The following is a 12,337-nucleotide window of genomic DNA, read 5'->3' as shown; positions in this document are numbered from 1 at the left end:
CGTTTTCCGAATTTCCTGCCCTCTCCGTCGTTAGGATGCCTCATGCGAACACTGCGAAATATCGCCGGAACTGCCGCTGCCACCGCTGCCCTGATCCTGGTCGCCGGAGGCGCTGCGACCGCAGCCCCCAACCCGGCCGATTCACCCCGCGAGGCGCAGGCACGTGCCTACATCGACGCCCTGGTCTCCCATGACGTCTCCGATGTCCACTTCGCCCCGGATGCGACGCGCGTCGAAGCCGGAATCAAGACCGGCTTCTCGGGACCACAGATGTCCGCAGACCTCGAAAACGGCATCCAATACCGCGTCATCCAGGGTGTTCGCGACCTCGAGATGTCGGAAGCCGGGGACATCGTCTCGACCACCTACCTGCTGGACGCGGGAATCGGTGGCACGCGCCTGATGACCGTGGAGATTCGTGAAACCTTCGAAGTCCGTGACGGTCTCATCCACGACGTCGTCGCCGACATCATTCCGGTGTCTGTGTCGTGACGCGCGCCCGATAGCTACTGGGCGGTGCACCCGAGACTCGGGTGCACATCGCGGTGAAGGCGGCCGGCGTCGAGTATCCGAGTTCAGACGCAACGGCTGTCACACTGGCACCGGCAGAGAGTTTCGGAAGCGCATGAAGAATGCAGGCGCGCTGCATCCACGACGACGCGCTGATCCCCGTTTCCGAGATCAGCAAGCGGTGCAGTGTTCGTTCACTGATATGGAGTTGCTCGGCCCACCGCGTGGGTGAGTCGTGGATCGACGGGCCTGTGAGATACCTCGTGCACAACGCCCGCAATCCCGGGTGCCGCGGCAGCGGGAGTTCCACAGGCAGGGGCGCAAGATCACGAAGTTCGTGCAGGATCAGCTGAAATACCGCGGCGCCGCGCCCGTGGGCGGGGAAGTCGTCCTCCACGTTCAACTCGACGTCCATGTCGACTGCAGCGACCAGCAGTTCACGCAGAAGTGACGACACCGCGACGACTCGACACCTGACCGGGAACCACGGCGCCGCGGACGGTTCGATGTAGAGGCTTCGCGTGCTGACGCCGTCCATCGTCACCGCATGAGCGACACCGGCGGGAATCATGACCGCATTGGACGGCAGAACCGTCCACTCACCGTCTTCGGTTTCGACGTTCATCGCGCCGTTCACAGCGAAAAGGAACTGGGCGCGTCGATGTTCGTGGGCGGCCAGCACGTGACCGGGCGGGTAGTCGGTTCCGATTGCGAGAACGCTGCGAGGTGAGTGATCGACGTCGTTGATCGAGATGTTGCGCACCGGAGGAACCTACCGAGTCCGTGTCTGATTCACAATGGAACGTGGCGAACCTTCGAATGTGCGCCAGCGGCGAAATCGCTACCGTTCATCAAGTGCTTCACTACGCCCTCATCCTGCTCACTTTCGGCGCCTTGACCGGAGTCACCACCGTTCTCTTCGGGTTCGGTGGCGGATTTGTCACCGTCCCAGTCGTTTACGCTGCATCCACGCTTCGGCCGGACGTCGTCGATCCGATGCATGTTGCCGTCGCATCCTCGGCGGCCGTGATGGTCGTCAATTCACTCAGTGCCACAGTCGCATTCAGGAACTCAGGACGGCTTCGGACGGAGTACATCCGGCCTCTGATCGGCCCCGTCGCAGTCGGAGCAGGCCTGGGAGCGGTCGCGGCGGGCCACGTCGACGACGCCGTCGTCCGGATTCTGTTCGTGCTCTACCTCGTCGTGACGATCCTGGACAGTCTTCTGCGACAAGGATTTCTGACACCTCACGTACCTCGGGACCATCTTGGCCCGCACGGTCTCCGCACAGCCGGAATCGGAATCGGCGCTGTCGCAAGTTTCCTCGGCGTAGGCGGCAGCGTCATGACGGTTCCGATGATGCGACGCGGCGGAGTTCCGATGGCCGACGCCGCCGCTAGCGCAAACCCGTTGAGCCTGCCTGTCGCTGTCGTCGCGACTGCGGTGTACGCGGCCGCATCAGGGGGCATCACGGCCTCGGATCTGTCGGCGGGCAGAGTCGGCGCCGTCGACCTTCTGGCGGTCTGTGCGTTGCTCGTCGGCTCTCTACCGGCGATTGCGCTGAGCCGACGATTTGTCGGCGTCATCCCGGACCGCGTTCATGCCTGCGCCTATATCGCTCTACTCTGTGTCGTCACGACGGTGATGGTGATTGCCTAGCGCACGGCGTACCGCAGATAGATCACGCCACCGTCGAATGTCCGCTCCTCGAGCAACTGCAGGTCGAGCCTTCCTTCAGGGAGAGCGCGCAGTCCGCCCCCGACGCTCACCGGGCAGAGGAAGAGCCTGCATTCGTCGACCAGTCCCGCCGCGAAAGCACATGCTGCAACGGTCGGACCGCCGATCGAGATATCTTGCACCGCTTCACTCTGGAGCGCACGAACGGCGTCGGCGTCGAAGTCTCGGACAATTGTTGTGCGCGCCGTCGACACCTCGGTCAGCGTCGTGGAGTACACGACTTTGTCGATACCGCCCCAGATTTCGGCGAACTCGACAGTCGCCGCCTCGATTCCGGCAAACTCTTCCGGAACCGAAGAACCTCCCGACACCGAAGAGCCGTGAAGGCCCCCGTGTGCCATTGCTTCCCAGGGAATCATGGTCTCGTACATCTTGCGCCCGAGTAGGTACGTGCCGACTCCCCGCTCGAGCTCGTTGACGAACGAATGGACCTGCGCGTCGGGAACCGCCCAGTCGAAGTTCCCCTGCTCATCAGCCACATACCCGTCGATCGAACAGATCGCCGAGTAGATCAGGCTCACCATCGGTCCACGTGCAGCACATTGTCGACCGGTTCGCGGGCGGCTGGTTTGAACGTCTCTCCGGTGAAGTACGCCGTGGGAATCAATGCCGCTTGATGGAATCCGGCCGGAATGCCCAGCAGCTCGGCAACTTCCGCTTCACGCTGCAGGTGCAATGTCGTCCACGCCGTACCGAGTCCACGTGCCCGCGCGGCCAGGGCGTAACTCCACGCGGCGGGAAGGAGCGACCCCCACAACCCTGCCTGATTTCCCTCCGGCAGTGTCTTTCCTGCCTTGATACATGGAATGAGAAGAACCGGTACCTCGCCCATGTGCTCACCGAGCCACGCGACGCTGGTTCCTACGCGCTGTTGGATCGGCGCACGATCGGGATCGTCGGCGAAGAGTTTTGCCGCCGAACCATGAGAAGCGAGGTACTCGTCGGTGACTTCCTTGTAGATCTGCCCGACAGCCGCTCGCAGTGCCGGATCGGTCACCACCATCCATTGCCACCCCTGACGATTCGAACCGGAGGGTGCTTGCAAGGCGATCTGGAGGCACTCCTTCACCAGATCCAACGGCACGGGACGGGTCAGATCCAGACGCTTTCGAACCGTGCGCGTCGTGGTCAGTAATTCGTCGGGTGTCAGGTCGAGTACGGGGTACGGCGTCATCTCCCGATCATTGCACTGCAGCGAGCAGTGAGCAGGACAGTCCGTCTACACTTTTCTGATCCCGCGCGTGCTCGTTGTCGGGAGTATTCCCCGATCAAAGGACATTCGACATGAGTTGGCACGTCTGGTTGGCCTTCTTCGGAGCAAGTTGGGTGATCAGCCTGTCACCGGGGGCCGGCGCCATTGCGTCGATGTCGTCGGGGCTTGCCTACGGCCTGCGGCGAGGTTACTGGAACATCTTCGGGTTGCAATTGGGATTGTTGCTGCAGATCGGCATTGTCGCGGCCGGGGTCGGTGCAATTCTCGCCAGTTCGACCGTGGCCTTTTCCTTGATCAAGTGGTTCGGTGTCGCATACCTCGTCTATCTGGGAGTCAGGCAGTGGCGGTCAGCGCCCACCGAAGTGGAGACCGACGAAGCAACCGCGAGCAGTTCCGGCCCGATGATGATGCTTCGCGCATTTCTCGTGAACGCGAGCAACCCGAAGGCCGTCGTTTTCATGCTCGCAGTGCTCCCACAGTTCCTGGACCCTGCGGCACCGCTGCTGCCGCAGTATCTGATCATCGCCGCCACGATGTGCGCAGTCGACGTGATCGTGATGACCGGATACACCGGGCTGGCCGTACGGGTACTTACCTTGATGCGCTCCCCCAAACAACAACGAACCACCAATCGAGTGTTCGCCGGCCTGTTCTTCGGAGCCGCCGGCTTCCTCTCGAGCATCGGACGCGCAGCGGCTTGATCGCTCACACGGCTTGATTGCTCACAGGCCTGCAATCAAGTTGACGACGGACGCCACGATCACCGAACCGAAGAGGTACGACAGCAGTGCGTGGCCGAGCGCCATCGCGCGCATGTCCGACGACTTCAAGTTGGTGTCGGAAATCGCGAAGCTCATCCCGACCGTGTACGCCACGTAGGCGAAATCGCTGTATCTCGGCGGTTCTTCCTGATTGAAGTCGATTCCGCCGTCAGGGCCGGAGTAGTACAGCCGCGCATATCCGAGGGCGAAGAGCGTGTGGACCGCCAGCCACGAGATCACGACGCTGCCGACAGCAACCGATGCCGCCACGACTTGGTAGTGATGTCCGTCGGGTGCCGCCAAGAGCAGGAACGCGATACCGACCAGGCTCGCGACGGCAGCGCCGAGAATCAGCAGGTGTGCGACGTTGCGCGCCGGTTCTTCCCGCGTTGCGTGGCTCGCGGTGAGCGTCGCATCGAAGGGCCAGACCAGAATCCACGTCCACACCGTGAACACCGTCGCCGCGACATCCCAGCCGATCAGGAACGCGAACCGCGGGTAGCCGACCCATGCCATCACGACACCTGCCGCGACACCGAGCAGCAGTCCCGTCGACACTCTCAGTGCGGGCCCAGCACCTAGCGCGCTGCGAGGAACGGGTTTGATCGGAAGGTCGTGCGATCGATCGTTCACGGGGTCAGTCAACCACCGTTCGCAGTGAGACGGTGGTTACGCCGCAGGGTAATCGAGATGCAGGTGTCTCAGGCGTTGCACGTGTCGACCAAGGGCTTACCGTTGAATCTGTCCAGCACGTACTGCAATCCGACACCGAAATCCGCTACCGCCGGCGCGAGGTGGTTGTTACCGCTCCCCGGATTCACTGCAGGCAGGGTGTCGGTGAACAACGTCGCCTCGGCTCCGCGCGCGCACCAGTCCTGAACCAGGCGCCGGGTTTGCTCGTACGGGATGAAGTCGTCGTTGAGCGCCCCGTTGACCAGGATCGGCGACGCCGGGGTTCGCCGCCCGATGCGTTGTTCCTCGATCACCTGCTGGATCTCCGGTACCGATTCCACAACATCGGCAAGGGGTCGGCCGTCTGTGGTCCACGACGCCGTCGACTGCTTCCCGTACTTGGTTCGGGAATCGATGAGGCATTGCCCGGCGACGTCGGCGAGCACGGCTCGGCCGTAGTCGTTGAGTCGAGACTCGATTGGCTCTCGGGCGGCGGGATATCGGTCGAGAACGCCGTTGATCGTGTAGCCGATCGCAGCCATCAGACCGGTACCGTCGATATGACGTAGAACGCTTGCCAGGTCCGCCGGGGGCGCGCTCGCGTAACTCCCGACCAGATTCAACTCAGGCGCGTATTCGGGTGCGAGTTCGGTTGCAGCGGCAGTGGCACCGCCGCCCTGTGAATGGCCCCACAGCGCTATCGGATCGTCCACTCCTGCCTTCGCCAGGGCTCGGGCCGCGCGTGCACCGTCCAACATCGCATGCGCTTCCTCGGCGCGATTGACGTAGGTATGGACGCCGGGTGTTCCGAGTCCGATGTAGTCGGTGACGAACACGCGAACGCCCTGAGCAAGAAATGCAAATGCAAAAGCGGACTCGTAGTTGACACCGACACTGTCCACACCGGCACCGTAGTTCGACGGATTCCCGGGTTCCGCCAGGCGGAGCTGACCGGCAGTGGGAAACATCCTCGACGGCGCGCACTGATCACCTTGGCCCTGCGTGCCCGGACCGATCACAACCGTCGGGCGCGGGCCCACTCCTGACCACGGGGCAGCCGGCTCCAGGTACGAGCCCGACACAGCAACCTTGGAACCGTGGGTGTCGGTACTCGAATACAGGATCCGAGTCCCCACACCAGGCACTCCGCCGACTGCACCGGCAAGCGGAAGTGGTTCCGTCCGAATCACCGAACCCGGATCACCGACGTCACCCGGACTCGCGTCGTAGAAATCGTTCGCAGGTTCGGCGTTCGACATCGGTGTGAACAGCAGCGACGTCGGCAGAAGCGCCGATACCGCAACGGCAGAAATCTTCACTGCCGCGAGGACAACCTTCCGGGTGCTCATGGACATCCAACGTATAGGCCTCAGTCGATACGCGGACCGGTTTCGATCTGCGGGACTTCAATCGGTCGGTACCAACTCTCACGTGAGCGGGCCATGCCGCTGGCCCCCCGATCCCCTGTTTTGACGGCCAGAACCTGATGAATCGTAAGCCGGTGCGGCTCCTCGAAACCCAGCGCACTGGCCGCGAGGTACAGCAACCAGGTTCGGACCCGGGGAGCACCGACTTGAAGAACTGCCGCGTCCCAGTTCTCGCGCAGGTTCTCGACCCATGCGCGCAGCGTCAAGGCGTAATGCTCGCGCAATGCTTCGCTGTCACGCGTCTCGAACCCTGAAAGTTCCAGCGCATCAATGGTTTTACTCAGCGGAAGTATCTCGCCGTCCGGGAAGATGTACCGGTCGATGAAACTGGATCCGTCATCGACCTTGTTCGACAACGACTTCACCGCCGCGATGGCGTGATTGAGAAGACGCCCCTCGGGCACGAGCAGATCGTGGAGTTTTGCCGTGTACACCGGCAAATTGGCAAGGCCCACATGCTCGGACATGCCGATGCTCGAAATCGCGTCGTACGGTCCGTCGTCGACGTCGCGGTAGTCCTGCACTCGAATCTCGATACGATCGGTCAGACCCGCGTCGGCAACCCGTCCCTTGGCGTACTCGACCTGCTCGTTACTCAGTGACACCCCGACAACGTCGACGCCGTAGTTCTGGGCAGCATGCAATGCCATCGATCCCCAACCGCAGCCGACGTCGAGCAGTCGCATTCCCGGCTTCAGATCGAGCTTGCGGCAAATCAGGTCCAGCTTCGCGAACTGAGCGGCTTCGAGGGATTCGACCCCCTCCGGCCAGTACCCGCACGAATAGACCATGCTCGGCCCGAGAAACAGTTCGTAGAAGCGATTCCCGACGTCATAGTGATGGGAGACGGTAGCCGAATCCCGTGCCTTGCTGTGCCGCGTGCCGCGCTTACGACGCATCTCGATCGACGGAGGTGATGGCGGTAGACCCAGTGCCCCCAAGCCGGCGAACGTACCGGCGGCGCGCACCATCGAGCGCAGCGGCAAGCCCGACAATCGATTCTCACCGAGCCGCGTGACCAGATCCGGGACATCGAGGAGCGCAAAGATATCGCCGTCTACGTCCAGATCACCGGACACGTACGCCCTCGCCAGCCCCAATTCGTTGGGAGAGTACAGGACTCGGCGTAGGGCACGCCGATTCCGGAAATGTACCTGCGCAGCGGCGTCAGGCGGACCTGCTTCCGAACCGTCCCAACACCGCACCCGAATCGGAAGCGGAACCCCGATCACGTCCTCGAAAACCGTCAGAATCTTGGTCGCGGCGCCAGTCACAAATCAACCCTCCGACAAAAGATGGTTAGCCGATGACAGAAAACTTACGCCCGATTCGCAAATCTTTCGCGCCATTTGTCCGAGTTTCGGGCAGTGTTCATCGAGGTTTCCCGTTCCTCACGGCTCCACCAGTCCGGCCAGGAATTCCACCAGCAGGCGCTTCGTGACCTCGCGGGGCAACGATTCCACCGCCGCGAGGACTGCCGCCATGTCCAGCGGAGAATCAGAAGAACCCCGAGGATCCAGCCCCGCCGACGTCAACGCCGCCGCGACGGCGTCACTGGGCAACGCGAGAACATCGGCCACGGTGACATCGCCACGTTCGAATGCTCCGGCCAACTCTGCCAGGGCCGGCGGCGCCGAGGCTGCCGCCGAGCCGCGAACGTCGTCGGCGCCGAGGACGAGCGCGCTGGTCAACTCGCCGAGCACGGACTCCGTCACCGGGGTGACGGTCAGGTGGGTGGTTCGAGGCAACGTCGTCCCGTCGGATTGCGTCGACGCCGGCTGCCCCTGAAGGACGAAACCCCGGGCACCGACGGCACTCACCCAGCGATGCGGATCGACTCGACGTTCGAGCGGCACGGAATCGTCGGTGGCGACCGCGAACAGTGGCCCCACCGGCGTGCCCACGACGCGAAGCCCGTCGATGCTCTGGACCGTGTCGATCAGCGCGCGCGTCGCCCGCTGAGCTCGGGACACCAATTCGGCGTATCCCGATTGACCGAGAACTTGCGAGATCGCCCACGCTCCGGCCAGCGCAGCAACGGATTTGGAACCGAGAAGGGTGGGATTGACCACCGGATACCCCGGCCAGTCCGTGAGTCCGAAATACTGCTTGCGATGCAGGTCGCGCCCTCGGTGCAGCAAGACCGAGACGCCTTTGGGTGAGTATCCGTACTTGTGGAAGTCGACCGACATGCTGGTGACACCAGGCACCCGGAAATCCCAGGGCGGCAGATCACCCCACCACGGCAACGCAAGGCCACCGATGCAGGCGTCGACATGCAGTGGAATCGACTGTGCACGGGCAACTTTCGCGACCTCGGCGATCGGGTCGAGCGCCGCGAACGGGTAATTGGGCGCAGAGACGACGATCAGAACCGTGTCCTTCCGAACTGCCGTCGCAATATCGTGTGCGCCCACGCGCCCCGACGTGGGATCTACAGGTACCAGGATGAGTTCCAGTCCGAGTAGGTGCGCTGCCTTGTGGAAAGCGGCATGCGCGGTGGTCGGAAGAACCAGCGAACCCTCACCCGGCGGGAGCCCACGAAAGTCGCGAGCTGCCTTGACGGCCAACACACAACTCTCCGTTCCGCCGCTGGTGACATTGCCGACTACCACCTCACCGGCGTCTGTGTCTGTATCCGCGGATCTATCTGCGGCTGTGCCTGAAGCCCCATGGAGGAACTCGCGAGCAAACGCAACCAACTCACGCTCCATCACCGCGGTGGACGGGAACACGGTCGGGTCGAGACCGTTGACCGGCTGAACCAGTCGAGCTGCGTCCGCTGCCAACTCGTCGAGCGCTGCGAGGCCGCTGTCGTACACGTACGACAGAACCCGGCCGCCGTGCGTCGGAGCGTCCTGCTCACGAAGCGAACGCAAACGAGTCAAGATGTCGGCCGCCCTCTTCTCGAGGTTTGCGTTCTTGCCCTGAAGTTCCTCGGCCTGAGTGGAACTCATCGTTCACCTACGTTCTCGTGAGTGGATTCTTGTTCGGTGCGGTAATTCCGCAATACGAGCAGGCTGATCGCAACCAGGATCGCCGGCACGACCGAGAAGCCGAGAGCTATTCCGGTCAGCGCTGATTGCGGTTGCACGACAGTCTCGCCCGCAGTTTTCGAGACGAAGCCGGTGACCGCGAGTACACCCAAGAACACCGCGGGCCCCAGGGCAAGGCCCGCGGTTTCCGAGGCGGTCCAGATACCGCTGAGCGAACCACCACGCTGGCGTCCACCGATTCGCGCGTCGTCCTCGATGACGTCCGGAAGCATCGCCAGCGGAAACACCTGCATCCCTGCGTAGGCAACGCCGGCAAGAGCGACGGCACCGTAGATCCACGACCCGGCGTCGACAGCCGCCAGCGTCAACAACGCAGTCGCGACGACAAACAGGATGGAAGACACGACGTAACCGCGAAGCTTTCCGTACCGATGCGAGAACCGGTACCACAGCGGCATGACGACGAGAGCTGGTCCGACGAGTGCAACGAACAGACCGGTGAGCGCGCCTTCCTTGCCCATCACGTAGGTCGCCAGATATTGCGCACCCGCCAACATCACAGCGGTGGCAAGAGCCTGAAGCACGAAGACGATGACCAGCAATCGGAACGCGCGGGTACGTCGTATCGCGTCGAACCCGTCCCGGTATTGCGAGAGCAACGAACCGACCGGCGCGTCCGCGTGAGTCACCGTGTGGCGCGCCGCTCCGCGAACTGCCCAGATCATTGCCCCACACATCAGCGCCGACACCCCGATCGCCATGACCAGATAACCGCGTGCTCCGCCCCCGGCAGCATCGCGCAGTTCCGGTCCACCAGCGCCGATGACCAGAATTGTCAGGGCCAGCACCGCAATTCGAACCGATACCAAACGAGTGCGCTCGTGGTAATCGCCGGTCAGCTCGGTCGGCAACGCGATGTACGGAACCTGAAAGAGGCTGTAAGCACTGGCCGCGAGCAGGAAGAAGACGAGCACCCACAACGCACCGACTCCGGGGCCGGCAGACACGGGGGCTGAGAACGTGAGGATGAAGAGCAACGGCAGCCCCAGAGCGCCTGCGAGCATGAGTGGCACTCGCGTACCAGTTCGATGGGAGCTTCGATCGCTGATCGACCCGATCAGCGGATCGATCAGCACGTCGGCGATTTTCGGGACGATGACCACGAGCGAGGCGAGCGCCGCGGCTACCCCGAGCGTGTCGGTCAGGTAGTACGCCAGTACCAGACCTGGAAGCACGCCGAAGCCGCCCGTACCGACACTTCCCGCTGCATATCCGGCTACCACGCCGCGCGAAAGCCTGTCAGGCGATCTACCTTCACGAAGACGTACCGGTTTGTCTGTAGTCACCGTCCACACACTAATGTCACGACTCGGCACCGCGAGGGCAAAAGAATCTCGATGACCAGAAGTCCCTCACTCGGACGGGCCCGGCATGCCAGACTGTGACCCGATTCGCACACGAACGAAAGCCTGCAGACGATGGTTGATCCACTGACAGAGATCTGGCCTCCGTACGGAGTCACGATCACGTGTGGGCCCGTCAGCTTGGTCCCCGTGCGCGACGACCATTTCCCCGAACTCGCTGCGCTGGTCCGGGCCGGCATTCACCCTGCCGAACAGATGCCGTTTCTCGTCCCCTGGACGGTGGGCACTCCCGACGAAGTGTCGCGAAGATTCATCCAATACCACTGGTCGGTCCGCGGAGCGATGAACATGGCCGACTGGAAATTCGAGACAGCCATTGTCGTCGACGGAGAAATCGTCGGCTGCCAGGCGTTCGCCGCGACGGACTTCCCTGAAAGTCGTACCGGAGAAACCGGCTCGTGGATCGGGCGAGGCTTCCAAGGCCGGGGTATCGGCACTCTTGCCCGACAGGCAATCTGCGCATTCGCATTCGACTCTTTGGGCGCACGAAGCGTCGTGTCGTCGGCGTTCACGGACAACCCTGCCTCGATCACTGTGTCGGCCAAAGTCGGGTACCGCGCGGACGGCACGGTCGAGGAGTTGTCCGCCGACGGTCGCATGACCGTACGTCGACTTTTCACCCTCAGCCGCGAAGATTTTGTCGCACCGCCGTATCCCGTCGAAGTGACCGGCGCAGACGCGCTCAAGGCGATGCTGGGCATCGATTGAGCGAGCTACCCGTGCACAGCGACAACCGGTAGAACGGACGCATGGAACCCTCCGACATGATGGCCGCAGTCACCTCGTCCATGCGCGACCGTACCGGGCACACTCTCGAAGAATGGGTCGAGGCTGTACGGACGTCCGGGGTCGACCCGCTCGATCAGAACGAAGTCCGCAAGTGGCTGAAAGCAGAGCACGGTGTACCGCAGAATACGCAGTGGGCAATCGCGTTCGAGGCCGCCACACAGGCTGGATGGGTGGAGCCGACCGTCGAGCAGTACATCGACCAGCAGTACAGCGGCCCGAAGGCGGCGCTGCGACCCATCTTCGATACAGCCCGACGTCTGATCGAAGAACTCGGAACCGATGTTCGAGTCGAAGGCCGCGGAACCTACACGCCCTTTGTCCGCGCTCGCCAATTCGCTGCCATCGCAGCGGCCACCAAAGCCCGAGTCGACCTCGGACTACGTTTCGTCGAGGCCCCCGGTTCCGAACTTCTGGTGCCGGCCAAAGCACCCGGGCAGTCGAGTCACAAGATCGGGCTCACCAGCACCGAGGACGTGAACGACGAAGTCGGATCGCTGATAGCGATCGCGTATCAGCAGAACGGCCGGTAGGACACTCACTCACCGCCACGCAGCCGCTGACCGGCAGGCTGCACGAAAGTCCCTGTTCTCCTTGTCGGAGAACAGGGACTTTCTTCACCGCGGGGGAAGGTCGCTGCGACGTGTCAGCTCAGGCCGAAGAGCGCGCCGATGATGGTCCGAGCAGCCTCGAAGAGCGCGTCGACGGACGGGACACCGATTTCAGAGCTGATGGAAAAAAGGGAACCCAACATACGATCCTCCGGAGATAGTTTCTGAATGGCTTACTGCCACAAGGGAAATGCTACAGA

The 12,337-nt window shown here is 62.8% G+C and carries 13 protein-coding genes; 5 read left to right on the top strand and 8 right to left on the bottom strand.

Going from position 1 to position 12,337, the window contains the following annotated elements:
- Window positions 1-42: 42 nt before the first annotated feature.
- On the top strand, window positions 43-492 hold the full coding sequence (locus tag I7X09_RS20805) for a hypothetical protein (RefSeq protein ID WP_200313438.1): 450 nt from the start codon (window positions 43-45) through the stop codon (window positions 490-492).
- On the opposite strand, the gene I7X09_RS20800 is transcribed toward I7X09_RS20805, so the two are convergent.
- Window positions 470-1,273, bottom strand: coding sequence for an AraC family transcriptional regulator (locus I7X09_RS20800; protein WP_200313436.1), 804 nt, complete (start codon window positions 1,271-1,273; stop codon window positions 470-472). The two genes, I7X09_RS20805 and I7X09_RS20800, sit on opposite strands and share 23 nt — an antisense overlap.
- A gap of 20 nt (window positions 1,274-1,293) precedes the next feature.
- On the opposite strand from I7X09_RS20800, the gene I7X09_RS20795 reads away from it, so the two are divergent.
- On the top strand, window positions 1,294-2,169 hold the full coding sequence (locus I7X09_RS20795) for a sulfite exporter TauE/SafE family protein (RefSeq protein WP_442800576.1): 876 nt from the start codon (window positions 1,294-1,296) through the stop codon (window positions 2,167-2,169).
- On the opposite strand, the gene I7X09_RS20790 is transcribed toward I7X09_RS20795, so the two are convergent.
- Both I7X09_RS20790 and I7X09_RS20785 read right to left on the bottom strand, forming a co-directional pair.
- Window positions 2,166-2,771: a dihydrofolate reductase family protein gene (locus I7X09_RS20790; RefSeq protein ID WP_200313434.1), complete on the bottom strand. Its 606-nt coding sequence runs from the start codon at window positions 2,769-2,771 to the stop codon at window positions 2,166-2,168. The genes I7X09_RS20795 and I7X09_RS20790 overlap by 4 nt on opposite strands.
- Window positions 2,765-3,421 (bottom strand): nitroreductase family protein, encoded by a 657-nt coding sequence (locus I7X09_RS20785; RefSeq protein WP_124569410.1) that lies wholly within the window; start codon window positions 3,419-3,421, stop codon window positions 2,765-2,767. Before I7X09_RS20785 ends, I7X09_RS20790 begins: the two co-directional genes overlap by 7 nt.
- A 110-nt stretch (window positions 3,422-3,531) precedes the next feature.
- Here I7X09_RS20785 and I7X09_RS20780 point away from each other — a divergent pair, with 110 nt between their 5' ends.
- Window positions 3,532-4,161 (top strand): LysE family transporter, encoded by a 630-nt coding sequence (locus I7X09_RS20780; RefSeq protein ID WP_200313433.1) that lies wholly within the window; start codon window positions 3,532-3,534, stop codon window positions 4,159-4,161.
- Between the two features lie 21 nt (window positions 4,162-4,182).
- On the opposite strand, the gene I7X09_RS20775 is transcribed toward I7X09_RS20780, so the two are convergent.
- The 5 genes from I7X09_RS20775 to I7X09_RS20755 form a co-directional block, all read right to left on the bottom strand.
- Window positions 4,183-4,854 carry a DUF1345 domain-containing protein gene (locus tag I7X09_RS20775; RefSeq protein ID WP_095969949.1) on the bottom strand — a complete coding sequence of 224 codons (672 nt, stop codon included), beginning with the start codon at window positions 4,852-4,854 and terminating at the stop codon, window positions 4,183-4,185.
- Between the two features lie 68 nt (window positions 4,855-4,922).
- Window positions 4,923-6,242, bottom strand: a complete 1,320-nt coding sequence (locus I7X09_RS20770) for a lipase family protein (RefSeq protein ID WP_200313431.1) — start codon at window positions 6,240-6,242, stop codon at window positions 4,923-4,925.
- Between the two features lie 20 nt (window positions 6,243-6,262).
- Window positions 6,263-7,594 (bottom strand): SAM-dependent methyltransferase, encoded by a 1,332-nt coding sequence (locus tag I7X09_RS20765; RefSeq protein ID WP_200313430.1) that lies wholly within the window; start codon window positions 7,592-7,594, stop codon window positions 6,263-6,265.
- Between the two features lie 117 nt (window positions 7,595-7,711).
- A complete protein-coding gene (locus I7X09_RS20760; protein WP_200313429.1) occupies window positions 7,712-9,277 on the bottom strand; it encodes a pyridoxal phosphate-dependent decarboxylase family protein in 1,566 nt (521 codons plus the stop codon).
- Window positions 9,274-10,671, bottom strand: a complete 1,398-nt coding sequence (locus tag I7X09_RS20755) for an MFS transporter (RefSeq protein ID WP_200313428.1) — start codon at window positions 10,669-10,671, stop codon at window positions 9,274-9,276. The genes I7X09_RS20760 and I7X09_RS20755 overlap by 4 nt, the downstream gene beginning before the upstream one ends.
- Before the next feature lie 123 nt (window positions 10,672-10,794).
- Between I7X09_RS20755 and I7X09_RS20750 the strand changes: the two genes are divergently transcribed.
- Together I7X09_RS20750 and I7X09_RS20745 are read left to right on the top strand one after the other, a co-directional pair.
- Complete coding sequence (locus I7X09_RS20750) at window positions 10,795-11,448, top strand: GNAT family N-acetyltransferase (RefSeq protein ID WP_200313427.1); 654 nt, start codon at window positions 10,795-10,797, stop codon at window positions 11,446-11,448.
- 41 nt (window positions 11,449-11,489) lie between these two features.
- Window positions 11,490-12,059, top strand: a complete 570-nt coding sequence (locus I7X09_RS20745) for a DUF5655 domain-containing protein (RefSeq protein ID WP_200313426.1) — start codon at window positions 11,490-11,492, stop codon at window positions 12,057-12,059.
- Window positions 12,060-12,337 lie beyond the last annotated feature (278 nt).

It is taken from the genome of Rhodococcus sp. P-2 (assembly GCF_016598535.1).
Taxonomy (GTDB): domain Bacteria; phylum Actinomycetota; class Actinomycetes; order Mycobacteriales; family Mycobacteriaceae; genus Rhodococcus_F; species Rhodococcus_F baikonurensis.
Note: the sequence above shows the minus strand (reverse complement) of the source record. Positions and strands in the feature narration are given on the sequence as shown.